The organism is Colwellia sp. SU-HH00943, assembly GCF_057546125.1.
This window is the reverse complement of sequence record NZ_BAAJLW010000003.1, coordinates 610,387-636,102: the sequence shown is the minus strand read 5'-3', so window position 1 is coordinate 636,102 and position 25,716 is coordinate 610,387. Positions and strand designations below refer to the sequence as shown.

Here is a 25,716-nt window from a genome sequence, read left to right as displayed (position 1 = left end):
AATAATTAATCTAAAACCCTATTTAGTCGAGTGTCATCTTGATTGGTTATACCAATAATTGTTTGTTGATATTCCTGTGCTCTCCAATTATAGTAAATATACATTACCAATTTATTGGTTTTGTTTAGACAAAGTTTACGAATCTAACAAGGATAATAATAATGAATAAAAACTTAGTTACGATCGCTTTAACACTTTCACTGGCAGCATGTGGCGGCGGTAGTGGTGGCAGTGATAATGGGGAAATTGACAAAGTTGAGGAGACTAACACAGCAGCAACTTTTACAGGCGTTAATACTGCAGAAATCGATAATACAACAGCAGACTATAATAATGTTGTTAATGTTAGCGATGTTGATAGTGGTGAAGCGGCAATTGTTAGTCAAACCGATGTAGCTACATCTTACGGTAAGTTTTCTATTACAGAAGATGGCAATTGGACGTATGAATTGGACACAGAAAACAGTGCCGTTAACACCTTAGCCGCAAATGAAACAATAACAGATACTATTCAAATTACCTCAGTAGATGGTACTGAAAGTCAAGTGACCATCACTATTACTGGTGTAGATGAGCCGGTAGAAAATGTTGGCACGGGTGCCGCTAATGATACTGTACCTGATATAAATTGTACTGAAACTGTGAGCTCTCTTTCTGCTTTAGAGGATTCAGCAGAAAACCTAGTTGCAGGAGATACACTTTGTTTATCTGACGGCGAATATTCGGGTGACTTAGAGCTAAGAATTGAAGGGCAAGGCACTGAACTACAACCTATAACCGTTGCGGCTGAAAACCCTGGTATGGCTATTATAAAGGAAGGAGAGATTTCAGTTAGAATGGGCGGTGAGTACATCACTTTGCAAGGCCTAGTTTTTAGAGACGGGACTTCTGGAAGTTCAATTATTAAGTTTGAAGGTGAAACTGAGTGTAGTCATTGTCGAGTTACTGAAGTTGCTATCATTGATATGGATGGTGGTGATTACGATAGTTCAAAATGGATTGAAGTTTATGGTCAATATAATCGAATAGATCATAGTTGGTTTTCAGGTAAAGAATCTCGAGGTGCATTATTAGTATTTCCTCGGTGGATTGATGAAGCTGACTTTGATGAAGACACATGGCCTACAGAATTTGCGCAAATAGATCACAATTATTTCGGTGATAGACCGCCAGCCTTTGGCCAAGCCTATGCCGGTAGTAGTGATAATGAATATGAAGGAATACGTTTAGGCTTAAGTACAACCCATACAGCCTCCTCACAGACTGTTGTTGAATATAATTACTTTGAACGTATTCAGGGTGAAGCAGAGGTAATTTCTAACAAGTCTAAAGACAATACGATTCGTTATAACACAGTAAGAGACAGTAATGGCTCAATTGTGACTCGTCATGGTAGTCACGCAAATATTTCAAATAACTTTATCTTTGGTGATGATAATCCATTTTCTGGTGGAATTCGTTTAGTTGATAGCGATCATACCGTAACTAATAACTACATTGAGGGCGTACGCTATGCTAGCTCTAATTGGAATGGCGGTATTGTATTAACAACGGGGGATGGCGCTGGTCGTACTGATAATGGATATCAAAATGTTGAGAATGTTTTAGTGGCACATAATACCATCGTGGATAGCGTAAATAGTTTAAACGTTTATGGTGGTAAAAATGATGAAGCACCTGAAAATATTTACTTTGTTAATAATATTATTGCCGATGCAGTAGGCGCTATTATAAGAACAAATGATGAAGATATGCCTGAAAACTCAACCTTCGATGGTAATTATGTTTTTGGCCAAATGTTTTCAGATCAAGAAGGGTTAACAGCCTATAGTGGTATGACATTACTTGATTCAGTACTCGAAAAAGGCAGCGATAATTTATATCGTCCAAGCTCAAATAGTCCTGATTTAACTGCTGCAGTAGTAAATGTGGGGAGTTTCGCTTTACCTGCTATTGATATGGACGGTCAAACACGATCTGACAGTACAACATCAGGTGCGGATGAATCGCTATCAGAATCAGCAACACTCACTCCGTTAACTTCAGACCAAGTAGGGCCAAAAAATTATCGTCCTACGCCAGGAACTGTCTACGTAAGCAAGGTCACTATTGAAAACCATGACTTTGATAGCGGAGACTTAACAGGCTGGACTGATAATAATGGCTCTGGAGCTAGGATTATTTCCAATGAAAATTCCTTCTCACGTGGTAACAGCTTACTCTTAGATAGTAATGCTGCTAATGTAAGCCAAAGCGTAGTTCTGTTGCCTAACACAAATTACACTTTATCAGCTTTTATGAAAGGGGATGCTAAGTTATCTGTTGTTGTAAATAATGAAACTTATTCTGCCGAAAGAACATCAAGCAGTTATGGTTTTAGCTCGGTGAGTTTTAATTCGGGTGATGCAACCTCAGCAGAGATTCAAGCAACGGTTGATGACTTAGTACTTAATAAAGCAGATATTGAAAATCCTAATTTTGATGATGGACAAGATGGCTGGACTGTAGTTGAAGGTACTGGTATTGGGCAAGTTCAAGATTCTGATAATTCTGCTGGTGGAGCTAATGGTTCCATTAAGTTTAAATGGAATGTAGGCGATGATACTGGCACACCTCATCAACCTTACATTGCTCAAACGGTATCGGTTGAACCTAATACTGAATATTCACTTTCTATTTATAATTTAATGAAAAAGTCGGGTGATTCGACTATTTTGTTTGGCGTTTATACACAAGACAGTAATACCAATATTGTGGATGCAACTAAACTAGCAGAAAAGGATTCTGTCTATGATGACTTAGAGAATGCTGGCGGGATAAAAGGTGACGATAGCTTCAATAAAGATACATTAACTTTTAATACTGGCAGCCATTCATCTCTTACGGTTTTTGCACAATTTAAATCGACAGATGGTGATGAAATTCGTGTTGACCAGTTTGAAATGTCTTATCAAGGCGCTCCAGCTGAAGGTAGTGAGGCATTTTTTGATAGCATTAGGTTGGTATCACACCCATTATCTCCTGCTGAATCTGCAGCAGCTGCAGATGATTAGCACTTAAGGGAATAGCGTTTAATGCCAAGCAATACTGCTTGGCATTTTTTTAATCAGCAAGTGTTATTGAAGATAGTTGCGCTTCAAATTGTTCAGTGCCTGCTTTAACTTGATAAAGTTTTACCAATAAGTAATTTAACTCTGGCGCGAACCATACATAGGTCGTGCGCTCTTTCTCTTTAATTTCCCGTTTAAAACGAATGGTCTTGATCATACCGTAGGGTAAAATCAACTCTTCTGTACCGTCATATTGATAGACATAATCTTTGACAGAGCCTGAAGTGCTAACAACTGGGTAGGTGTAACTCTTTTGTGTAGCGTCTTCGATTAGGTTTAATCTGTGCTGTAAGTGATAACTTAATTTGTCTTGAAGATTATTAGTAAAATCTAACGGCATTACTTTACGCTTTCGACCTAAGTCTTGCGCTGTATTGGTTTTAGCATCGAAACGCCATTCATAAAACTTATCTTTCCCTGTTCCTTCACGGCTATTCGTATAGTGCTTAGGAATGACGTTATTATTTTCAATATCAACAATGGAAGTTTCAGTACGTGTTTGAGAAAAGATTAGCCATTTAACTTGTGTTTGGTAGTGATATTTTATGCTGCCATCGGTTTGATAGCTTAGTTGTCTGACAGCCGTGCCAACCGGTTTCGATTTATGCAAAACCGTATAATCAGCTGTAAATTCAGGAATAGTTGTTTTTAGTGGCTGTTTGGATTCGTTCGTTACTTGCTCTGCTTGGGTAAACTGCAAAGGTAAAAGCAGCAGTAATAAAAAAGATTTTAAAGTATAGGTTTTGGTATTCATAAACTGCGGCGTAATCTAGGTAAGGTGAAAAGTTATCTAAAAAGATAAGGTAAGAAATTAACTTACCTTATCTTAATGTAACTTTCTAGCAGTTTATTCGTCGTTAGCGTAACCAGAGGCCGGAAGTATATTACCGTCTAGAATTGCCAGCTCTTGCGTCTCATCTTTGCGCATAGTTAAGCGATTTTCACAAAACCACTTCACCACTAATGGATAAATTCTGTGCTCTTGCTCGTGAATTCTTTGTGCAAGAATATCACTGTTGTCACCTTCAAAAATAGGTACTTTAGCTTGAAGAATTACTGGACCACCATCTAACTCTTCTGTTACAAAATGAACGCTAACACCATGCTCATCATCTCCAGCATCAATCGCACGTTGATGGGTATTAAGTCCTTGATACTTAGGTAATAGAGAAGGGTGTATATTAAGAAGCTTTCCTTGGTAATGTTGCACAAAATCAGGCGTTAATATACGCATAAACCCTGCAAGTACAACTACATCAGGACTAAAAGTGTCAATTTCAGCCATTAATGCTTGATCATAACTTTCTCGACTATCAAACGCTTTATGAGAAAGGGCAATGGTAGCTATATCTGCATTATTAGCGCGGGTTAACCCGTAAGCATCCGCTTTATTAGATATTACGCCTACAACTTTCCCAGGGTATTTACTTGAGGTTGCTGCGTCAATAATTGCTTGTAAATTACTGCCACTGCCTGATATTAAAACGACTATTCGACTAGACACTTTAGTTTCCTTAAAGAAAAGGGGCAAAGATACCAATATTGGTAAAGCCCCTTTAAAAAATTACAACCTAATAATTATCGATTAAGCAAAAACAACTTGCTCAGCACCATCGGCTTTATCGCTAATAGCGCCTATATGCCAAGCTTTTTCGCCATGTGCTGTTAATATTTCAATGCTTTGAGCAACTTTATCAGCAGGAACGGCGATGATCATACCAACACCACAGTTGAAAGTACGGTACATCTCATGTTCAGTGATGTTACCTTTTTCTTGCAACCAGTTGAAAATTGACGGCCATTGCCAGCTGTCACCATTGATAACGGCTTGAGCAGTTTCAGGTAATACGCGTGGAATATTCTCCCAGAAACCACCACCCGTGATATGCGATAAAGCATGCACGTCTACGTCTTTTAATAGAGCTAATACAGATTTAACATATATTTTTGTCGGCTCAAGCAAATGCTCGCTAATGGCTTTTCCGTCAAGTAATTCACTGGTGTCAGTATTATTAACTTCTAATACTTTACGAATTAATGAGAAACCATTTGAGTGAGGACCTGAAGCACCTAGTGCAATTAATTGGTCACCCGCTGCTACTTTACTGCCATCTAACAAACGTGATTTTTCAGCAACACCAACACAAAAACCTGCGATGTCGTAATCACCTTGATGGTACATGCCTGGCATTTCAGCAGTTTCGCCGCCAACAAGAGCACAGTTAGATTGAATACAACCTTCGGCGATACCTTCAACAACTGATGAGGCAACATCAACGTCAAGTTTAGCGGTTGCGTAGTAATCTAAAAAGAATAATGGCTCAGCACCTTGTACGATTAAATCATTTACACACATAGCTACAAGGTCAATACCTACAGTATCGTGTTTGGCTAAATCAATAGCTAAACGTAATTTAGTTCCAACTCCATCAGTACCTGCAACTAAAACAGGCTCTTTATAACCCGTTGGCAATTGACATACGCTGCCAAAACCACCTAAACCACCCATAACTTCAGGGCGAGTAGTGCGTTTTACTGCACCTTTAATGTTTTCAACAAGGGCGTTACCAGCATCAATATCAACACCAGCATCTTTATAGCTTAAAGACTGTTTTTGTTCGCTCACGAGAAACCTCAAAAAATACCAAAGAATTTAAAGGTGCGTATTCTATCAGCGCAAGCGCACATACTCAAAATCTTTATCTTAAATAGATAAATATTTTTATTTGAGGGTTAAATTTAACTTGGTTGTGATAATATCTGTCTCACAAAATGGTTTGTATTTTTTCCTATGTTTAAATATTTAATTTTATTACTGTTTGTTATCGTAAATCTTGTGCCACATACTGCCGTGAAAGCAGTAGAAGTTAATGACTTATATCAGGCTAGCGTTTCAATTACTTCACAAACGAGTAAAGATAGAGCTGCAGGTATAAAAAAGGCTTTAGCGGTTGTTATGGTTAAGGTTGGTGGTGAAAAGAGTGTGTTAGAAAATACACTGATAAAGCAAGCATTAAAAAAACATCAACAATATTTGACCCAATACCGTTATCAACAAAAAACGGTTCGCACTGATAAGTCCTTAAATGACACTAGCCCTGTTTTTGAGAAGCAACTTTTTTTGCATGCTAGTTTTAATGAAGAAAAAATTAACCGTTTGTTTCAACAAGCTAACTTATCTTTGTGGGGACGGTTGCGACCGCAAGTATTACTCTGGTTAGTTGATGAACAAGGTTTTTCTCGTTCTATTATGTCTAACTCTTCTAATTCAGCTTTACCGTATACGGTTAATGAGTTTTCAGCTCAACGTGGCTTACCCATTATGATGCCTTTAATGGACTTAACTGATGCTAGTCAAGTTAGTGTTAGTGATCTCTGGGGACGTTTTGAACAGCCTATCAGAGACTATTCGGCTCGTTACTTTGCCGAAGCTATTGTGGTGATGAGAATATCTGACTCAAGCTTAATAATGTCTGAAAGCCATGAGGATGAAGATGGCTTAGTGGAAGAATCACAAGGTTGTGGTTTACTATGTGCTGAGTCTCAACAACCACAACAAGCTTATGTGTTGGATTGGAGTTTAATCACAACACAACAAACATTTAGTCAGCAATATCAGGGGAGTGAGCGCCAAGAGTTACTACAACAAGGTTTGGCTGATATCACAGATGTTATTTATCAACATTACGCTTCATCAACTACAAGTAATAGTGACTTTGTGTTGGAAGTTGCCAATGTAGATTCTTTAGCGACTTATGTACAAGTTTTTGATTTTTTACAAGGTTTATCATCAGTAAATAATGTCGTCTTATTAACGGCAAAAGGTGAGTCTAGGCGCTTTAAACTACAACTATTAGGCTCTACAGAGGCGTTATTAGCGTCATTGAAATTAAATAAACAATTAAAACAGTATGTTGATCCGTTAGCTGATTTAAATAGTGATAGTGAAATAGCACAAGCGCCCGTTTTTTATTGGGGCGTGAAATGACCGATAATCGTCAGTTGGCATTGTCAGTACAATTACCCGATGATGAAACCTTTGAAAGTTTTAAAAGTATTACTAACTCAGGCGTCACCAATCAGTTAATTCACTTTATCGAACAAAATGAAACAAGCCAGCCAAAGAGTTTTTATCTATTTGGCTTATCAGGAGTGGGTAAGTCGCATTTACTCCATGCTAGCAGCGCTTATGCCGCAAAACTTGGCAAAACATCAGTATGCTTATCTTGTGCAGAATTACAGGCTTTATCGGTAGATGTACTTGAAGGGTTAGAGCAAATTGATTTAATTTGCCTAGATGATATACATTTGATCGCTAATGACAAACTCTGGCAACAGGCTATTTTTGATTTATTTAACCGTGTAATAGAGCAAAATAACTGTTTGTTGATCAGTGGTGAACAAAGTGCAAATCAGCTTAATTTAAGTTTGCCTGATTTAGTGTCTCGATTGACTTGGGGCTTAACAGAGCAAGTTAAACCTTTAGATGATGAAGCGAAAGTATTAGTGTTGCAATACCGTGCATCTCAACGAGGATTAATGTTAAGTGATGAAGCGGCAAAATTTTTACTTAATCGTTTATCGCGAGAAATGTCGAACCTACTTCAATCGCTAGATACTTTAGATAAAGCCTCTATTCGTGAGCAACGAAAAATTACTATTCCATTTATAAAAGAAGTGTTAGCGCTGCCCTCATAGTGCTTACCAAAATGAAATAAATCAATCGATTGAATTTACCCCTTTTTGAGAGAGAAACTTATGCAATCTGTTGTATTGAATAATCAAAAAATCATACCTTCTAAAGTTGTATGTATTGGCCGAAACTACGTTGATCATATTGCTGAGTTAGGTAATGAAATACCTGAAGATATGGTGGTATTTATAAAGCCAAATTCAGCTATGTCAGAGCAATTAATGGCCAATCACCAAGAGCCATTACATTATGAATCTGAGTTATGTTTTATGTACCAACAAGGTGCTTTTAGGGCGATTGCTATTGGTTTAGATCTCACTAAACGTGGTTTACAAAGTAAATTAAAAGCGAAAGGCTTGCCGTGGGAGAGGGCGAAAGCCTTCGATGGCTCTGCTGTGTTTAGTGACTTTGTAAGTATTGACAGTATCGATGAATCACTGAATTTAGAGTTAACGATTGATGATGAAGTGATTCAATCTGGTGGCGTGTCATTAATGATGTATAAGCCAGACGTAATTTTGTCGCAATTACAGGAATTCATCACGTTAGAAGATGGAGATATTGTTATGACAGGTACCCCTAAAGGTGTAGGGGAAGTGAAGTCTGGTAGTAGGTTTAATGGCAAAGTATTGTGTGAAAATAAAACCTTAGTGTCTGCAAGTTGGCTTGCCAAGTAGAAGCATGAGTATAGATTTAGTGCCGAACCTTAGGCTAACTACCTTGAGTAAAATCATTAGCACTAAATCTTTTTATTTTATAGGATTCTAAACGATTATTTTAACCGTTATTTCTTCGGCAACGGTTTATGATAGAAGTGAGTCGAAATTGGCCTCGTTAATTTCTTTTGATCTTGATAGTGTGCATCAATGCTGAAAGCTTTTTTGCTCGCTTTTAAAATATCTTCCTCTGGGCTGATTGTTAAGTTTTCTAACCAATTTTCTCCAGGCTGCATAGGAATTGGCGATGTGACACTTAATAATGCAGCAGCACTATCAAACTCTGGTAGTACGCGTGATGCGCTATAAGCAACACGGGTTTTAATGTTATCTTCGCCAATACGTCCACGCTGTCCCCAAGTAACTATATAATCTTCGCCAGTTACATCGTCACCCAAGGGTAAATTAGTAATAGCAACATCGCGAAATACGTTAAAACGTGTTTGCATCATAAGTTCTTCAAAAAGTAGTGCGTAATCTTCCCGTTCACTGGAGTAGGCATAATAACCAGAGGCTACGTCAGAACCGAAAAATCCTTCAATATCACTAGGAGAGTATGACTTTTGCTCTGAGGTGGCGGTTTCTCCTGAGAAACTCACTTGCGCTAAATTGCGCATCTCTAAACTTTGTAATGGAAAAGCAATCGCTAACCCGTCAGATTCAAAACTACTATTTAAAGCTGCATCTAATATTCGGGTGCTTTCATCATGGATAAACCATTCATTACTTGGAATGTAGTCGTTTGCATGTGCTAATTCATGATAAAGCAATGAGGCTAAACGGTAAAAACCGTCGGTTGATGTTCGTGTAGCTCGTTGGTCAATCGGAAAATATTCATCAGCGTAATCATTATCTTTAACGTAGCGCCAAGGCATAACAAATTGTAATTCCTGACCAAAGTTACTTCGATAATCAGGAGCTTCGTTAATAGTGTCTCTTTCATCAGGAGTTAACCAAAAATTATCAGCATCTAGATAGATAGCACCAGTGGCAGCCCAATAGAATGAAGGGCGAACATCATATGAAATAACGATTGCGGTAGTTGCTCGCAGTAGCCGCTTAAAATCATCATCGGGATCGTTATTAGTTAAAAACTCTTTGAATCTATCTCCCATCCATTGATGAGAAACCACCACTCTATCCATAATGTTGTCGATTGATGGCGTAGTATTTTCCTGAGCTAATAATGGTAATGTTGCCAAAGTACATGAGCTTGAGAGTGTATTGCTATAAACACAATGAACGATATCATCGGCATATGGGCTATTGGCATTGTAGGGCGTTACGGTAGCAACTCTCTCATCAAAATATGCATTACTAGCAATTTGTGCTGCAGGCTCAACTAATACAACAACTTTATCACTAAAATTATCTTCACCGTCATTAGCTGAAACTTCAAAAGTTAATAACGTATCTTTGCTAACACTGGGGGCAGTAAAAAAAACTGCAGGCTCATCGTGTCTATCATCTTCAGAAAAACTAACAGAAGGCCCAGATGTTTGTTGCCATAAAAGCGTATTACTAGTAATGCTTGGTTCAGTCTGTGCACGAAGTGATACTTTATTGTCGCTAAGGACAGTGTGGGCAAGACGAGCAGCCACTTTAGTACTTTTTTCGTTGACGTTAAGGGTGTAATTTAAAGTTTGTGTAGCACCATTGTTTACTGAAAAGCTTACGTCAAAACTAAAAGCTCCAGATGACTCGGGTGTAAAAGCTATAACCTTAGCATTTGGTGTGAGTATATTAACCGATGCGCCGCTGGTTTGTTGCCATACGATATTACTTAAGTTTGCATCTGGGTAGAAAAGTACTAATTCCACGCTCTGGTTAATAAAAAAGTCATCATCAACACTGAGTATTCTATCAGTATCATGATTGATATCATCATCAGATAAATCAGTGGAATGTCCGTTGCATCCTGCTAATAATAAATACGTTAACGCAATTGTAATAACGGTAAATTTTTTAGGCTTGCTAAGCAATAAACGCAATGATGACATATTTTTCCTCGCTTTTACTTATCTTCTTTTTTCTTTCGAATACTAAGACCTAACTCTTGGCCTCTATATTTCGCATAATAGGTACAGCCAAAAAACATTAATGTCGCAAATACGAGTTCTAATAATGCCCAAAGTCTCTCATTGGGTAAAACCCACAGTGTTGTTAAGCTATGTAAAAAATATATTAAAACGATAAAATTTGCCCATGCATAAGTATAAGGATTACCTTGAAGCATGCCTTTCAAAGGAAATAAAAGGGGCAGGGAAAAGAATATTAATGTCGTAGTTACGCTTAATGCGCCATCGGGTGACAGGAATATTAACCACAATGGCATATAAAACAATAACGAAAAATAGCCTAATAAGGCTATTCTTCTTAAGTTTGTTGTACTAATTTTTTGTTTTTTCATAACGGTTTAGACTTTTATTAACATAAGATCAGTACGTTTTCTGGTGGACGACCAATAATAGCTTTATTGCCATCAGAAACGATTGGACGTTCAATTAATTTTGGCGTATCTACCATAGCTTGAATTAACGCTTCATCACTTGCATTAGTTAATTGTTGCTCTTTAAACTCTGCTTCCTTAATACGCATCATTTCAATAGGCTTACATCCTAATTGTAATAATAATTGCTTGATTTCATCATGGGTTAAAGGTTGTTTCAAATATTCAATTATGGTGACTTCTTTCGCTGAATTATCATTAATTAGCGCGAGTGTTTGACGGCTTTTTGAACATCTTGGATTATGGTATATCGTTAGCATAATATTTACCCTTGTTGAAATTTAGTGGTCTGTAAGTACGTTGAAATGCGTTATAAACGCTTAAGTCTGTTTTCTTGTTCTTGAAATTGCAATATTCTCGCTTTAACACGCTTTTGTAATAAAGGTTGTTCGGAAAATAAAGTATGGCTAGTTTGCAACTCATCTATGGCTTTTTGGTAAGCGCCTAATAAAGCGTATAACTCCGCTTTATTAAGATGCATTAACCCCGTTTTCCCATGCTCTTTATAAATCGAAGTTAAAATGTCATAGGCAATAAAATTTCCTGGACTGACGAGCAAAAAGTCTTGAAGGACACGTGCTGCTTGACTATATTCTTTTGCTTTAAATAACGCGTTACCATAGTTGAGAGTGACTACCTGATTGTTTGGCATTAATAAGCTTAAAGGCTCTAGCATAGCGAAGGCTTTATTATACTCATGTAATGCTAGGTAAACATCCGTGAGTGCATCGATATAAAATAAATTGTGTTTATCATTGTTTTTTAATGATTCAAGCAATGCTTTTGCAGGAAGATATTGCTTATTTTCAAAATACGATAAGGCTAACCCATATTGAGTAGCTTCTTTAATGGCATATCTGTTTTTATTTAACTGTAATTTATAGTAGCTAATATTAGCTTCAGCATTGCCTTGGTAGCGAGATTTAATCCGTGATTTTGCTAATTCAAAAGGTAAACTTGGTGGTAATCGTCTTACTGGGTATTGATGAGCACGTTGTCTGGCATCGGCAATTCGTGACTCTGGAAGCGGGTGAGTTAATAGCATGGCTGGTGGCTTACTCGCATAGCGATATTTTGCTGACATTTTGTTAAAGAAACTTGGAGCTCCTTGTGGATCAAAATTACTGTTAGCTAACAAAGCAATGCCAACTCTATCTGCTTCTTTTTCATTACCACGAGTATAATTGATACTTGCTTGTTGCGAAGCTGCCATTGAGGCACTTAATGCCGCCATACCAACGGTTGGATTAACCAATGATATTAATATACCGGAAATCATACCTGCCATGGTTAAGGTTTGAGTTTGACTTTGCGATTCTAAACGACGAGCTAAGTGGCGTTGAGTTACGTGAGATATCTCATGGGCAATAACAGATGCTAATTCACTTTCGTTGTCGGCGGTGGTAATAAGCCCGCTATGAATACCTACATGACCACCAAAAAAAGCAAAAGCGTTTAATTCGTTGTTGTTTATTAGAAAAAATTTAAAGGCGTAATTTACATCTTGCGCATTCTTAACTAATAAATTGCCTAAATGATTAATGTACTCAATCAGAACAGGATCCTGAATAATAGGCGCAGTAGCACGTAATTGCCTCATCATGGCTTGGCCTAGCTGTCTTTCTTTATCTAAAGACAACACACTAAAACCTGAAATGCCTATTTCTGGCAGTTTATTTTTGTTGTTTTGATTAATAGCTGCTGCATCAAATGTTGATAAGCTCGCAATGAGAAGAGTGAAGATACAAGCAGACAATAAAGGTCTCAACATAAACAAAGATTTTCCTATTTTGATTTTTCAATGTGGCGTACAACTACATTAAGAATTAGCTCTGAGAGGGGGGTTGTACACAATCACTCGAGAGTATATTGCCATTTCTTTTATCTATTTCTTGGTAAAAATTAGCAATGCTGTAACCTTCGACCGTTAAAATATCAAAAGATTCGGACAAAGTAGTAATTAATTGTTTCACCCTAAAATATGCATACTTAACTAATGCTAAATCTGCTTCATCACCACTTTGATAGGTGAAAATTGAAAAAGCGACTAGACTGTTTATTCTAAATAACATTCCCATACTTTCAGGTAACCACTTTTGAAATGGGCAGTTAGGATCATTTACTAACGGGCGAAAGATTCTTTCACCGTTAATAACAGGGTAACAATGTAGCTCATACCCCATATCGGTATAATTATGTTGTAATATTATTTGCGGTTTAATTCTTACCTGGATATTGCCGTTATTATCTTTATGACCACCTAGTGCTGTGAGATTCCACGTATTTCGATTTAAAATCTGTTTATAGGCACTATCAAAACCATGAGATAAAATGCCATCTAACTCGCCTAGTGATGTGGCTACTAAATGATAAATAGCAGGTACATCGCCCCAGGTTAATTGCTTTTTATAAGCATTAATCTCTTTTAAGTTAGGATTTTTAGGTAAACTACTCATTTAATGAGGATTCCTGCTAGGTAAACAATTATAGATACGTTAATATACTGTGTGTAATTGTCTCAGATTACTTTGTTAAATAAAAGAAACTTAGAATGATTTTCCATTATGATGCTAGCCAAGAAGTGTGTCCATTACCACTGGTAAATTTACGGTTAATATTAAAAAAAATGTCTAATGATGATAGTTGTGTCATTAAAATTAAAGACAGTGGCTCTATCAAAGACATTCCTAAGTTATTAGCTAAGTTAGGCTACGAACATAAGTTAGTGAACACCAAAGCAAGTATTGTTGAAATAACAATTATGAATAAGGGCAAGTAAAGGCATATTATGATCAAATTGTTTTCTGATTGGTATACACGTAAATTTTCAGATCCCCATGCTGTTACTTTAGTGTTGATTTTATTAACCTCATTTTTATTTATTCTCTTTTTTAGTAGTTTGTTGATGCCGGTATTGGTTGCTTTAGGTATCGCATTTTTACTCGATCTACCCGTTAATAAGCTTATTCAATTAAATTTTTCCCGTACTAGCGCAACTATGATTGTAGTGACGGCATTTATTAGTGTCGCTTTAATAGCCATGTTAGGTTTGATGCCAATTATCTGGAAACAAAGCAGTAGTTTATTGCAAGAAGTACCTAATATGATTTCACAAGGGCAAAAGTATTTATTAACTTTGCCTGAAAAGTATCCTGATATTATTCACGCATCTCAAATTGAAACAGTTATCTCATCGGTTAAAGAAAAGTTACTAGAATGGGGGCAACTTGCGTTAACTGCTGGCTTGAACTCAATATCAGATATCGTAGCGTTAATGATTTACCTTATTTTAGTGCCATTAATGGTCTTTTTCTTTTTAAAAGATAAGACAGACCTTTTGGTAACTTGTAAGCAGTTTTTACCTAAAGAACGTCGAATGGCCGTGCAAGTTGGTAAAGAAATGAATCAACAAATTTTAAATTACATTCGCGGTAAAGTGATTGAAATTTTAATTGTTGGCGTGATTACAACCATAACGTTTATATTTTTAGATTTACGCTATGCAGTATTGTTAGGTGTGTTTGTTGGCTTGTCAGTATTGGTTCCTTATGTGGGTGCTACTATCGTCACTATACCGGTATTTTTAGTGGCGCTCTTTCAGTGGGGATTTAGTAACGAACTTGGCTATGTCATGTTGGCGTATGGGATTATTCAAGCTATAGACGGTAATGTTATTGTACCGCTACTTTTCTCTGAAGCAGTGAATTTACATCCTGTCACTATTATTATTGCGGTAATTTTCTTTGGTGGTTTATGGGGGTTTTGGGGAGTGTTTTTCGCTATTCCTTTAGCAACTTTGGTAAAAGCTGTAATTAATGTCTGGTCTTCAGCACAAACAGAAGAAGCGCTGTAAATAGTATAACTTAGCTATTTACAGCGATAGTGATTCTTTATAATTTGTTAATGAGCGTTTATTTCGCTAACTCATTTAAAACATCAAGCACTACTTGGTGATGATCTTTCGTTTTAAATTTATTAAAAACATGGCTGATTTTTCCGTCAAGTCCAATTAAAAAGCTTAAACGGTGAATACCGTCGTATTCTTTACCCATGAATTTTTTCAAACCCCAAACACCAAAGTCATCGGCGACTTTATGATCAACATCAGAAAGTAGGGTGAAATTTAAATCATCTCGCTGACAAAACTTTTCTAAGCGCTTAGGTAGGTCCGGTGAAATGCCAAAAACCACTGTATTTAATGTTTCAAGTTCAGCTTTAATATCTCTTAAACCTTGTGCTTGAATAGTACAGCCGGGTGTCATCGCTTTTGGATAAAAATAGACTAAAACTTGCTTTTTATTAATGAAGTCAGCCAAGTTAACTGTTTGATCATTTTCATCTTGAAGTGAGAAAAGTGGTGCATTATCGCCAACGGTAAGAGTATTCATAAAGGTCCTATTAAATTTTATATTAAACTGTTTGGTGCTTGCTTTATGCAGCCTTGTACGGCAAATTGCTCACAAAGCTGTAAAAATTCACTTTCTATATCTTCAATATTAATTTTTTGTGTTAATGCAAAAGAAATAGCGGCACTCATATGGTTAGTTTTTGGATCTATTTCAGATTTCAAAGAAGAAATGTCTATTTTACGCGTAGCAAAAAATTCGGTCATCGCTTTTAATATACCGGGTTGATCTATACCAGCATATTCAACTTGATAATGCTCTACTAAGTCATAGGACTTATGGCTAGACGTTCGCTTCATCATGGTAATAAGATCTAATGCTTGCGCTACTTTTGGAAGCTTCACTTCAATTTTATTAATGGCACGGCTATCACCATTAAGTAACATGATAAAAGTAAACTCTAAACCGAAAATAGCCATTCTGCTATCGAGTATATTACAACCGCACTCACTAGCTAATTTAGTTAACTCGCTCACACAACCTGTTCTATCAGAGCCCATGGCTGTCAGTACTAAATATTGTGACATTAAAACGCCTACATTAGATAAGAAAACGGCATTATATACGCAAATTACCCTAATACCAATTTAATCCACTAGAGGTGAAAAAATATCAACCAAGCTAAAAATGATACGGCGATATAGTTTAGAAAAAGTAGTTGAACTACTTGTGTTTGCAAAACCAGCAAAGTACCATGGTGCGCTAAAATTTGTTCTGGTAAAAATGAACCAAAGAGGATTTTTACCATCCAATGAACAGTCAATAATGAAGTGTTTCCTCAGGAGTTTTAATGAGTCGTCAATTGTTTTATTTCTCAGCGCTTAGTTTAGTGTTGTCAGCTTGTAGTAGTGTTGATAATCATAGAGCCCAGGGAAATTTTGATTATGCAGAAAAAAGAGAATCAAAAGAATTTATAGTGCCTGAGGCTTTGGATAAGCCTGTTAAGCGTGATGACTTTTTAATTATAGATAATGACAAAATTAACGGCCCAGTTGGTAAAGATGTAGACATTAGAGCACCATCATTAGTGTTACCCGTCGCTGCCTCTTCTCGTGTTGAACCTGAATCTGATAAAGCACTTATTTGGTTTGATAAAGTACTCGAAGATAAAGACTTATTAACTTTAATTAGAAATTCCATTATTAGCCAATTAATGTCTGACGATGTTACTTATGACGAAGTGGCTACTAATGTTGAAGTTCCCGAAGGCGGACAGGGTTTAGCCTTCGAGTCGAGTTGGTATCATAGTGAAGTTGAAACAGGGTGGTTATTTACAGAAATTGAATCATCTACTAGTTTAAAGTTTCGTTATCAACTTGTTGTAAAACCGCATGGCCGTAGTGTTTCTTTGCAAGTTTCTCTTGTCGATTTTATGAAAACAGATAGCCAAGGTGGCTCTAAAACAATCAACCCTATAGATAAACAACGTGCTGAAATGGCAATGCTTAACGAAATAGTGGCGCAAGTTGATTATGATTACCGTCTTCAGCAACGTGAAAATCGTTTAATGCGCGCTAACCAGAAACTTGTGACCATAGGTGAAAATAAAGAAGCTGAAGCTGCTTACATCGTTGAAATGGGGTTAGATAATTTATGGACAAATATGCCAATCTTCTTTGAAAAGCATGGATTTACGATTACCGACCTTAATGAAACGAACAAGATTTACTATGTTGATTTCACTAAACCTGAAACCAGTATTTGGGATGCTATTTGGGGAGATGATGTACCTGTAATTGAAGTGGCAGATGCCAAATATCAATTCGTTTTATCACCTTTAGATGATAAAAACCATCAAACATCAGTGACAATTTATAATGTTGATGGTGAGCCAATTCCATTAGAAACCTTAGAAAGAATTTTCCCAGTAATGGAACCTGGGTTATCGTTTAGAAATTTCTATTAATTTATTAACAATGTTAAATAAAAAAACGCCGTTTATTGGCGTTTTTTTATTTGTAGCGTTTGACCCGTCTTAAATAAGGTTAAACATATAATAAGCCAAGCTCAGGTTACTTAAGTTTATCTTTATCGATAGTAGGCATTTTGTGGGCTGTTTTTGTTGATCTAGGTAAGGTTTCTTTCATGTCATTTAAATTCGTTTTGCGCATTTTATGATGACTACTTTTTTGGAAAGTACTTAAGTTACCAACAAAGATAACGATAACAATAACTATCATTACGATGGTTAACCAGTTATCCATGATGTGTTCCTGTTGTGTTGAGGTTTTTAACTGAGTTGATAGGGTTTATATTCATTACAAATTGCTCAACAATTGCTGGCAAGTTTTCAATAATAGCCATTTTACCACTAAGCTCTGCGTTATTTAAACAGTGCTCTAACGAATCAATGTCAAAAGCTTCAGTATATTGCTTTGCTATTGGGGCATAAGATAAATGCCAAGGCTCATGAGCGACTCCGCCCCGATATTGATCATAGGGCAAATAAAACCCTAATTTGGGTGCTTCTTCTGCGAGAAATTCTGAGAGCTTTGCCATTGGTCCTTTTGATGCATACTCCCATGGCTCAAGCTGCAATGTTTGATTGTTGGCCAATAAATTTGGCGCATAAATATCAATATCGCAGCCCCAGTGGTGGCGGCTCGCACCTGGTAGGGCTGAGTAGAGAAGAATACCTTCTATAATTTTTAAAGAAGATAGTCCCGTTAATGTTAACACATCACCACTGCGCTTTTTGATGGCAGTTTTACCGGTAAACTTGTTATTCCATATCAGTAATTGTCGTTCAAAAGATCGAAAGCCACTGGCAATTTCTAGTGTAATTCCGGCTTTGGCAGCGTTTTTAACGAGTTTATTAAAAGGCTTAATTATTTGCTGATGAATACCCACTTTTTTATTTGTGAATTCCTTATTTTGGGCGAAGTAGTGGATATGGCGGTCAGTTAAGCCAAGAATTTGTGCTTGAATACTATCGCTCACAGGCTCAATCAAACTATTAGTCCTTAATCTTAATTACTTTATTTGAGTAAGACTTGTTTAAGGCAAGCATAATAAATATCAGCAAGCTTGTCTAAATCGTCACAGGATACTGATTCATTGACTTGATGAATTGTGGCATTACAAGGCCCAAGTTCTATTACTTTTGCACCTGTTGGTGCTATAAATCGCCCATCAGATGTACCACCCGAAGTTGAGAGCTGGGGGGAAGTTCCAGTTACTGATGAAACAGCATGAGTTACCGAAGACAAAAAGTCACCTTCATCTTGGCCTAATTCCGTCAAAAACGGTTTACCATTAAAAGTCCACTTTATATCATAATCTAGCTGGTGCTTATTTAAGATTGACTCTACCTGCTCAACAATAATTTGATCGGTAAGTTCAGTGCTATAACGTAAGTTGAATAACGCGGTTAAATGTCCAGGAACTACATTAGTTGCGCCTGTACCTGAATTGATATTCGATAATTGAAAGCTTGTGGCAGGGAAGTAGTCGTTACCATGATCCCAATGATATTGACTGAGCTCAGCTAAGGCAGGCATTGCCAGATGAATCGGGTTTTTAACATGCTCAGGGTAGGCAACATGTCCTTGCTTACCTTTAATATCAACGTCAGCTGATATTGAACCACGTCGACCATTTTTGATTACATCCCCTACATGGTGGCTGCTTGATGGCTCACCAACAATACAATAAGTTATTTTTTCATTACGAGCTTCAAGGGTATCGATAACCTTAGTGGTGCCATTGATAAAAGGACCTTCTTCATCACTGGTGATCAAATATGTGATTGCGCCTTGGTATTTTGGGTGTTCTGTAACAAATCGCTCTGTTGCAACAATCATAGCAGCCAAACTACCTTTCATATCAGCCGCCCCGCGACCATAGAGCATACCATCTATAATTGTTGGCTCAAAAGGTGGAGTGTTCCATAATTCGAGATTACCGGGAGGAACTACATCTGTATGACCAGCGAAACAAAATACGGGGCCTTCTGTTTCACTACTACCATTACGTCTTGACCATAAATTAGTGGTATCGTGAAAAATCATGGTTTCATTAACAAAGCCGAGCTTTGCTAGTCGAGCTTGCATTAATGCTTGGCAGCCAGCGTCTTCTGGCGTTACTGATGGACGTGAAATTAAATCCTTCGCTAGTTCGATGACTTCGCTATATTTCTGAGTCATGTTTATTTACCCCTGAAATATTGCTTGGTAAGTCTGCTCTTTAAAGCCTAAGTGTAATTGTTTGTCGTGCTGGCTATCGCTAATTAATAATAAAGGTCTTTTTAACAAAGTCGGTTGCAAAAGTACTTGCTCAAACATAACCTCATCAGACAAATTATTTTTAATTTCTTCGGGTAAGTTTCTAAACGTAGTACTGCGTTTATTGAGTAATTGTCCCCAGTCACTTAAGCTAACAAATTGTGTTAATAATTCAGGGGTTAATGGCTGCTTTTTAAAGTCATAAAAATCGTGTTCAATGTTATTTGCTGTTAACCATTTAAGTGATTTTTTGACTGTATCGCAGTTGTTTATACCGTAGGTAGTAATATTCATTATTCAATTCTTATTTAGGGTTGAGTCATTGATTGTTTATCATTCATCGTAATTTTAAGGTTTAATTACCTGATAGTTACTGGTTGTTAAGGCGTTTATTGCCGAGTTAATTTCATTAGCCTTTACCAAAATATAATCCGTATCAAAGGTTGAGATAGCGAAAATACTGATTTTTTCATTGGCTAAAACAGTCGAAATATTTGATAAAACTCCTGTTAATGAAAAATCCAAGGGTCCGACAACTTCTAATGCTTGCCATTCAGTTTCTACTTTGTTGCTGTCTATGGTTACACTTTGCGGCAACACTACTGAAATTTCATTAAATGTCTTCGCTATAAAATAAATAGGAGCGGAAAAAACTTGATCAGGAATTTTGCTATTTCTAGGTAAACTATGGATAGCAAAGCACTCATCTAATAGCTTTAACGTTAAACTCATCATTAACCAGATGTTGATAAATACATTATTAAGACAGCATAGCAATTTTTAAAAGCTAACTCTAGCTAAGCTAAAAGCAAGTTGACTAAGAATTAAAATGTCTTTATTGCTATCTAGTTTGTTTTAACGTTTGAATGAGATTAAATAAGCGGATTAATACTGTTTTTCACTCAAAAATGTGATGTTTCTTTATAAGTTGATATCCACAAAACCTGTGGATATCATTGTTAGCAATAGTGGTGTAAAAGCTTAATATTCTGAATTATATGGATTTTATTTTATGTACAAAAAGTAAACCTATTAATTAAAACTAGAGATACAAGTAAAACCTAATAAAACAGTTGTTCTAATAAATTCTACTTGTTAACTATAAGAAATAACTAATTTATCGCGCTAGTTAGGGTGTTTATTTCGCCGTTTAATTGGTTTTTTCTGATTGTACTGACTGAATTGCTGTTAAGGCAATGGTATAAACAATATCGTCAACGAGTGCGCCACGAGATAAGTCGTTCACTGGTTTATTCATCCCTTGAAGCATAGGACCAATACTGACAAGTTCAGCAGATCGTTGCACAGCTTTATAGGTAGTGTTGCCAGTATTTAAATCTGGGAATATGAAAACGGTTGCTTTACCTGCCACAGGACTGTTTGGGGCTTTTTTCTTAGCAACATTTTCCATAATGGCAGCGTCATATTGTAATGGACCATCAATGATAAGATCGGGTCGCTTTTTCTGTGCTAGCTTCGTTGCTTTTGCGACTTTTTCTACGTCTGCGCCATGTCCTGAGCTTCCTGTACTGTAACTAATCATCGCAACTCGTGGTGGTATACCAAAGGCAGCAGCAGAATCAGCTGACTGAATGGCAATATCTGCAAGTTGCTCTGCATTTGGCTCAGGGTTGATAGCACAGTCGCCGTAAACTAAAACTTGCTCAGGTAGTAACATGAAAAATATTGATGATACTAATGAGCTTTGCGGCGCTGTTTTTATCAATTGTAATGCTGGCCTGATTGTATTGGCTGTTGTATTTACAGCACCAGATACTAGCCCGTCAACTTGTCCCATTTGCAACATCATAGTAGCCAGTACAACATTATCTTTTAGGCTTTCTTGAGCGATAACATCAGTTACTCCCTTCGCTTTTCTTAGCTCTACTAAAGGTTTTACATAATTATCACGAATATTTTCAGGATCGGTGATCAGTAAAGATTCGGGTAAGTTTATGCCTTGATGCTCAGCGATTCTTAGAATTTCTTCTTTATTTCCGATAAGCTGGCAACGGGCAATATTACGCTCACAACAAATAGCAGCAGCTTTAATGGTTCGAATATCAGTACCTTCTGGTAACACTATTAATTTATTGGCTTGGCGTGCTAGTTCAGTGAGTTTATGCCTGAAAGCGGGTGGAGATAATAAATATCTCGATTCAAATTTAGCTGAAAGTTTTGTTACCCATTCTTCTGAAAGACTATCAGCAACGTGCTGTCTGACCTTGTCATGGCGTTGAATATCATCTTGCGGAATTTCAGGATTAAAACTCATAATATTGCGGGATGTTTGCCATGTATCCCATGGCACTGATAGAACTGGTAAACCCGCATCTAAGGCTTGTTGACATAATTCCCATACTTGTTTTGATGGCTCAAAACCATTAGTCAAAATAAGGGCGCCAAGTTTGGTACCATTTAATGCTGATAAACAGGTTGCAATAATAATGTCGGTTCGATCACCAGGTGTAACAATCAGGCGACCAGGCACTAAATAACTCACTAAATTACTGACACTGCGTGCGCAAAAAGCAACGCTTCTAAAGCGTCTATGTTCCATATCACCGGCGTTGATTACTTTTGCTTCAAGGTAGTTGCTAACGTCCATAATACGAGGTGCTATTAAATCCATCTCCCAGGCAATGGCACCAAGTAATTCGAAATGATCATTTTTGAATATGCTTAAGTCTTTCCAAGGACTAATGTCAAAGTCAGTATTAATTTCTTCCTCTCGAGGAAGTAGGCCGAATTCATCTTGATCAGGTGCATTTAATTTGTTAATGATACAACCTAATAAGTGTTTGTTTTTGATGCCACCATAGGTGCCGGCACTGACTTCAATTCTGTCTTTAAATTCACTAGGCGTATCATTTCCTGGTGCTGCAACAAGCACTATATCTGCACAGAGTGCTTGTGCTACATCTCTATTTATTCTACCGGCGTAGGGTTGTCTGGTGGTTGGAATTAAACCTTCAATAATGACAACTTCCTGGCCTTTATTAAAATCATCAAAATTTGCGACAATCTCTTCAAGCACCACATCATGTTTACCTTCAGCCATTTTCTCTTCAAAATAACTTAAAGAAATGCAGCGACTATTTTGCGATAAACTGATAGCGTCAATGGTAGTGTTTTTCTTTGCGAGTGTATTTCGAGAAGGCTGGCTAATTGGTTTAAAGTGACCAACCTTTATGCCTTTTTGCTCACAAGCATGTAATAAACCTAAAGAGACACTAGTTAGGCCAACACCAAAACCCACAGGAATTAACATAATACGATGAGACATGGCTTATTTCTCCTGCTCGTTAAGTGGTTTGTTTTGTTGATTAAGTAATTGTGCTGACTGCTCAGCAATAACCCATTCTTCATCGGTAGCAATCACAAAACAGGCTCTGGCATTATCATCTGCTATATTGCCGCTGGCGCCAAAACGTATAGTTTCATTTTTTTCTGGGCACACGTGTATGTTTAGTAATGCTAGTTGCTTGGTAATTTGTTCTCTCACCCAAGATGAGTTTTCACCAATGCCGCCAGTGAAAATTATGCCATCTAAACTTGTTAAACTAGCACTAAAAGAAGCAATACTTTTAGCAATACGATAACAAAAGACCGTTAATGCGATTTTTGCTTGTTCTGAGTGAGGGTGTTTTGTATCTAACATAGCTGTTTCAAGGGATCTACAATCATTGCTAAAGGTTGAAAGGCCAAGTAAGCCACTTTGCTTGTTGAGTAATGTATCAACTTGTTCAATGCTATAACCTAAGTGCTCTACAAGGTGAATGATAATACCAGCATCGACATCGCCGCTTCGGGTTCCCATCATTACTCCTTCAAGTGGTGTCATTCCCAAGCTGGTATCAACACTTTTACCTGCTTTAATTGCCGTAACGCTACAGCCATTTCCTAAATGGGCACTGATCAAATTACATGCGGATAAAGGCTTATTCAAATAAGATGCAGCTTGTTTAGCAACAAAGTAGTGACTTGTGCCGTGAAATCCGTAACGCCTGATATCATGTTTTTGATATAAAGCGTAGGGTAAGCCATAAAGGAAGGCTTTCTCAGGCATCGTTTGATGAAAAGCGGTATCAAAAACTGCCACTTGAGGTAAATTATTAAATGCTTGCTGACAAGCCTCAATGCCTATTAAATTGGCGGGATTATGTAACGGCGCTAATTTTGCCAGTGCTTTAATAGTCGATGTGACTTGATCATTAATCAGTGTTGGCTGCGAATATTGCTCACCACCATGAACGACACGATGACCAATGGCACTAATATCATCAACAAGGTTTAATTGTTTTAATTTTTCAACCAAAACATTAATGGCAACTAAGTGATCGAAAGGTTCAGGCAAAGGAGTAACATGCTTTTCATCACTCGAGCTGACCGGATCAATGTAATTGATTTTGATTGACGCCTCTGGGCTAAGTAAACATTCAGCTAAGCCTGATAATAAGTTTTTTCCTGTACTTGGTGTGATAAGTGAAAATTTGACTGAAGAACTGCCACAGTTGATAACTAAAATTGTGTTAGTGGATGAATTGATTTGATCTTGAGTTTTTTGATTCATAATTACTGCTATTAATTTTGCGTTAGATTTTTAGTACTTTTAATTTTTCACTATATTATAACGGTACTTTCAGAGAATAAATTGATACAAAGCAAAAAATTATGACGAGTAACATTTATTTACAAGCTTATCTATTGCTAATCAGCTCACTACTTTGCCAATAGTCTCTTAACTGCTATAGTTAGCATATGAATTTATCTGTAGTACAAATCATCAAATTAGGTCAGCGTTACCTTGAATATTGGCCTGAAAGGCCTGAACTATCGCGGTATTTCGATGACTACCAATCGGTACAAGCTGCTCGCTTTGTTTGCCGATACTTTCCTGCTTTAGCGTTATTCACTTTTATTATGCAGCTTTATTTTGCTTCGGGTTATCCGATGGGGCAAGGCAGTATTGAAAATGTTATTAACAGCTTAGGACAAGCAATAGTGTATGGTTTGTTTATTTTATCAATCCCTATACAAACTTTAGTTGTTTTAGGTGTTAAAGCGGATAAATTTTTACCACCTTCACTGGCTTCTTGGTATAGAGAAGGTTTAGAAAAAGCGAAGGAGCAGGGAGGGTTAAATAAATTTAAAGGCCTAACTATTGTTAAACCTAAATATATTGATTTAGCTCAGTTATTACAGATTACCTATGCTTCCAGTAAATCTTAATTCGTTATACTAAAGCTTCTTTTTTATATAGCCTTAAAATAAAGTCTGCCTGACAAGAAAATTGCTCAGATTTCTTCAATTGTCCGATCACTTCATTTGATGCTTTAAAGGCTAAGGGCGTCATGGACAGTAAATTAAGCACATCGTTACTATTATCAAAGACCATTGAATAACTTAGCCGCTCTTCTTTAATCAAGGTTAAAGATTTTATAGGAAGGTGACTGGTATCATGCTCATTAGCGTTACGATATATTAATTGTTTTAATTCATATAAATGACGAGCTGCCGGAGTTACAGTGAGTAAGTATCCCCCTGGTTTTAATACGCGAGAAAACTCGCTCTCAATAATCGGCGCATAAACCGAAGTGATCCATGAAAAGTAGTTATCCTCAAAACTTAACTTAGATAATGTACCCACACTGAAATGACAATCTTGATAACGTTTTGCAGCAATCTTTATTGTTTCTTTGGCAATATCAACACCATAAACTTTGTTGCTTGGAGTTTTATGTTGATGACTATAAAAACCTTCACCGCAGCCTGCATCTAACATAGGTGCATCCAATTGAGCATATGCTTGATAAAGCGATAGCATTTTAGTAACAAGTTGCTGATAGTAGCCATTATCCAAGAAAGCACGCCTTGCTTGCACCATACTTTTATTATCACCTGGTGCTTTTGAATGTTTAAATTGGACTGGAAGTAAATTAACATAGCCTTGTTTTGCCTGATCAAAACTATGATTATTAGAGCAAACAAAAGTTTTGCCATTAGGCTTTAAAGCTTGCTGGCATAATGGACAACGATAATTAGGTTCAGTAATCATA

The 25,716-nt window shown here is 37.0% G+C and carries 26 protein-coding genes; 8 read left to right on the top strand and 18 right to left on the bottom strand.

Annotated features, from left to right (window positions below):
- Positions 1 to 161 precede the first annotated feature (161 nt).
- Positions 162 to 3,053 (top strand): chondroitinase-B domain-containing protein, encoded by a 2,892-nt coding sequence (locus AC27GZ_RS11275; protein ID WP_487095146.1) that lies wholly within the window; start codon positions 162 to 164, stop codon positions 3,051 to 3,053.
- Between the two features lie 49 nt (positions 3,054 to 3,102).
- On the opposite strand, the gene AC27GZ_RS11270 is transcribed toward AC27GZ_RS11275, so the two are convergent.
- The 3 genes from AC27GZ_RS11270 to purM form a co-directional block, all read right to left on the bottom strand.
- Positions 3,103 to 3,864, bottom strand: coding sequence for a DUF3108 domain-containing protein (locus AC27GZ_RS11270; protein WP_487095145.1), 762 nt, complete (start codon positions 3,862 to 3,864; stop codon positions 3,103 to 3,105).
- 93 nt (positions 3,865 to 3,957) lie between these two features.
- Entirely contained in the window at positions 3,958 to 4,614 is a 657-nt protein-coding gene (gene purN, locus AC27GZ_RS11265; RefSeq protein WP_487095144.1) for a phosphoribosylglycinamide formyltransferase, read from the bottom strand.
- Between the two features lie 81 nt (positions 4,615 to 4,695).
- Positions 4,696 to 5,736, bottom strand: a complete 1,041-nt coding sequence (purM, locus tag AC27GZ_RS11260; protein WP_487095143.1) for a phosphoribosylformylglycinamidine cyclo-ligase — start codon at positions 5,734 to 5,736, stop codon at positions 4,696 to 4,698.
- A 165-nt stretch (positions 5,737 to 5,901) separates the two neighbouring features.
- On the opposite strand from purM, the gene AC27GZ_RS11255 reads away from it, so the two are divergent.
- From AC27GZ_RS11255 to AC27GZ_RS11245, 3 genes are read left to right on the top strand one after another with little or no spacing between them, the layout of a single operon-like run.
- A complete protein-coding gene (locus tag AC27GZ_RS11255; RefSeq protein WP_487095142.1) occupies positions 5,902 to 7,098 on the top strand; it encodes a DUF2066 domain-containing protein in 1,197 nt (398 codons plus the stop codon).
- A complete protein-coding gene (hda, locus tag AC27GZ_RS11250; protein ID WP_487095141.1) occupies positions 7,095 to 7,808 on the top strand; it encodes a DnaA regulatory inactivator Hda in 714 nt (237 codons plus the stop codon). The genes AC27GZ_RS11255 and hda overlap by 4 nt, the downstream gene beginning before the upstream one ends.
- A 60-nt stretch (positions 7,809 to 7,868) precedes the next feature.
- On the top strand, positions 7,869 to 8,480 hold the full coding sequence (locus AC27GZ_RS11245; protein WP_487095140.1) for a fumarylacetoacetate hydrolase family protein: 612 nt from the start codon (positions 7,869 to 7,871) through the stop codon (positions 8,478 to 8,480).
- 107 nt (positions 8,481 to 8,587) lie between these two features.
- On the opposite strand, the gene AC27GZ_RS11240 is transcribed toward AC27GZ_RS11245, so the two are convergent.
- The 5 genes from AC27GZ_RS11240 to AC27GZ_RS11220 are packed head-to-tail and all read right to left on the bottom strand — an operon-like array spanning position 8,588 to position 13,484.
- Positions 8,588 to 10,519: a hypothetical protein gene (locus tag AC27GZ_RS11240; RefSeq protein WP_487095139.1), complete on the bottom strand. Its 1,932-nt coding sequence runs from the start codon at positions 10,517 to 10,519 to the stop codon at positions 8,588 to 8,590.
- 14 nt (positions 10,520 to 10,533) lie between these two features.
- Positions 10,534 to 10,929 (bottom strand): DUF2069 domain-containing protein, encoded by a 396-nt coding sequence (locus AC27GZ_RS11235; protein ID WP_487095138.1) that lies wholly within the window; start codon positions 10,927 to 10,929, stop codon positions 10,534 to 10,536.
- A gap of 17 nt (positions 10,930 to 10,946) precedes the next feature.
- Positions 10,947 to 11,291, bottom strand: a complete 345-nt coding sequence (gene arsC, locus AC27GZ_RS11230) for an arsenate reductase (glutaredoxin) (protein ID WP_487095268.1) — start codon at positions 11,289 to 11,291, stop codon at positions 10,947 to 10,949.
- 47 nt (positions 11,292 to 11,338) lie between these two features.
- Complete coding sequence (gene bepA, locus AC27GZ_RS11225) at positions 11,339 to 12,799, bottom strand: beta-barrel assembly-enhancing protease (protein WP_487095137.1); 1,461 nt, start codon at positions 12,797 to 12,799, stop codon at positions 11,339 to 11,341.
- A 55-nt stretch (positions 12,800 to 12,854) separates the two neighbouring features.
- Entirely contained in the window at positions 12,855 to 13,484 is a 630-nt protein-coding gene (locus AC27GZ_RS11220) for a hypothetical protein (protein WP_487095136.1), read from the bottom strand.
- 95 nt (positions 13,485 to 13,579) lie between these two features.
- Between AC27GZ_RS11220 and AC27GZ_RS11215 the strand changes: the two genes are divergently transcribed.
- Both AC27GZ_RS11215 and AC27GZ_RS11210 read left to right on the top strand, forming a co-directional pair.
- Positions 13,580 to 13,807 carry a sulfurtransferase TusA family protein gene (locus AC27GZ_RS11215; RefSeq protein WP_487095135.1) on the top strand — a complete coding sequence of 76 codons (228 nt, stop codon included), beginning with the start codon at positions 13,580 to 13,582 and terminating at the stop codon, positions 13,805 to 13,807.
- 9 nt (positions 13,808 to 13,816) lie between these two features.
- Entirely contained in the window at positions 13,817 to 14,881 is a 1,065-nt protein-coding gene (locus AC27GZ_RS11210; RefSeq protein WP_487095134.1) for an AI-2E family transporter, read from the top strand.
- Between the two features lie 58 nt (positions 14,882 to 14,939).
- Here the strand turns inward: AC27GZ_RS11210 and bcp are convergent, their stop codons facing one another.
- The gene (bcp, locus tag AC27GZ_RS11205; protein WP_487095133.1) at positions 14,940 to 15,416 is read right to left on the bottom strand and encodes a thioredoxin-dependent thiol peroxidase; all 477 of its coding nucleotides are present in this window, start codon (positions 15,414 to 15,416) and stop codon (positions 14,940 to 14,942) included.
- A gap of 17 nt (positions 15,417 to 15,433) precedes the next feature.
- On the bottom strand, positions 15,434 to 15,961 hold the full coding sequence (locus AC27GZ_RS11200; RefSeq protein ID WP_487095131.1) for a glycine cleavage system transcriptional repressor: 528 nt from the start codon (positions 15,959 to 15,961) through the stop codon (positions 15,434 to 15,436).
- Between the two features lie 263 nt (positions 15,962 to 16,224).
- Here AC27GZ_RS11200 and bamC point away from each other — a divergent pair, with 263 nt between their 5' ends.
- On the top strand, positions 16,225 to 17,340 hold the full coding sequence (bamC, locus tag AC27GZ_RS11195) for an NlpB/DapX family lipoprotein (protein ID WP_487095130.1): 1,116 nt from the start codon (positions 16,225 to 16,227) through the stop codon (positions 17,338 to 17,340).
- Positions 17,341 to 17,446: 106 nt separating this feature from the next.
- Here the strand turns inward: bamC and AC27GZ_RS11190 are convergent, their stop codons facing one another.
- From AC27GZ_RS11190 to AC27GZ_RS11160, 7 genes are all read right to left on the bottom strand, one after another.
- Complete coding sequence (locus tag AC27GZ_RS11190; RefSeq protein ID WP_487095129.1) at positions 17,447 to 17,638, bottom strand: hypothetical protein; 192 nt, start codon at positions 17,636 to 17,638, stop codon at positions 17,447 to 17,449.
- Entirely contained in the window at positions 17,631 to 18,386 is a 756-nt protein-coding gene (locus tag AC27GZ_RS11185) for a M15 family metallopeptidase (protein WP_487095128.1), read from the bottom strand. Before AC27GZ_RS11185 ends, AC27GZ_RS11190 begins: the two co-directional genes overlap by 8 nt.
- Before the next feature lie 26 nt (positions 18,387 to 18,412).
- Entirely contained in the window at positions 18,413 to 19,579 is a 1,167-nt protein-coding gene (gene dapE / locus AC27GZ_RS11180) for a succinyl-diaminopimelate desuccinylase (RefSeq protein ID WP_487095126.1), read from the bottom strand.
- Between the two features lie 6 nt (positions 19,580 to 19,585).
- A complete protein-coding gene (locus AC27GZ_RS11175; protein ID WP_487095125.1) occupies positions 19,586 to 19,951 on the bottom strand; it encodes a Spx/MgsR family RNA polymerase-binding regulatory protein in 366 nt (121 codons plus the stop codon).
- Between the two features lie 54 nt (positions 19,952 to 20,005).
- Positions 20,006 to 20,392, bottom strand: coding sequence for an ACT domain-containing protein (locus AC27GZ_RS11170; protein WP_487095124.1), 387 nt, complete (start codon positions 20,390 to 20,392; stop codon positions 20,006 to 20,008).
- A gap of 415 nt (positions 20,393 to 20,807) precedes the next feature.
- Positions 20,808 to 22,943, bottom strand: coding sequence for a phosphate acetyltransferase (gene pta / locus AC27GZ_RS11165; protein ID WP_487095123.1), 2,136 nt, complete (start codon positions 22,941 to 22,943; stop codon positions 20,808 to 20,810).
- A gap of 3 nt (positions 22,944 to 22,946) precedes the next feature.
- On the bottom strand, positions 22,947 to 24,230 hold the full coding sequence (locus AC27GZ_RS11160) for an acetate/propionate family kinase (RefSeq protein ID WP_487095122.1): 1,284 nt from the start codon (positions 24,228 to 24,230) through the stop codon (positions 22,947 to 22,949).
- A 188-nt stretch (positions 24,231 to 24,418) separates the two neighbouring features.
- Between AC27GZ_RS11160 and yfbV the strand changes: the two genes are divergently transcribed.
- Positions 24,419 to 24,889, top strand: coding sequence for a terminus macrodomain insulation protein YfbV (yfbV, locus tag AC27GZ_RS11155; RefSeq protein ID WP_487095121.1), 471 nt, complete (start codon positions 24,419 to 24,421; stop codon positions 24,887 to 24,889).
- Positions 24,890 to 24,893: 4 nt separating this feature from the next.
- Here the strand turns inward: yfbV and rlmA are convergent, their stop codons facing one another.
- The gene (gene rlmA / locus AC27GZ_RS11150; RefSeq protein ID WP_487095120.1) at positions 24,894 to 25,715 is read right to left on the bottom strand and encodes a 23S rRNA (guanine(745)-N(1))-methyltransferase; all 822 of its coding nucleotides are present in this window, start codon (positions 25,713 to 25,715) and stop codon (positions 24,894 to 24,896) included.
- Position 25,716: the final 1 nt, after the last annotated feature.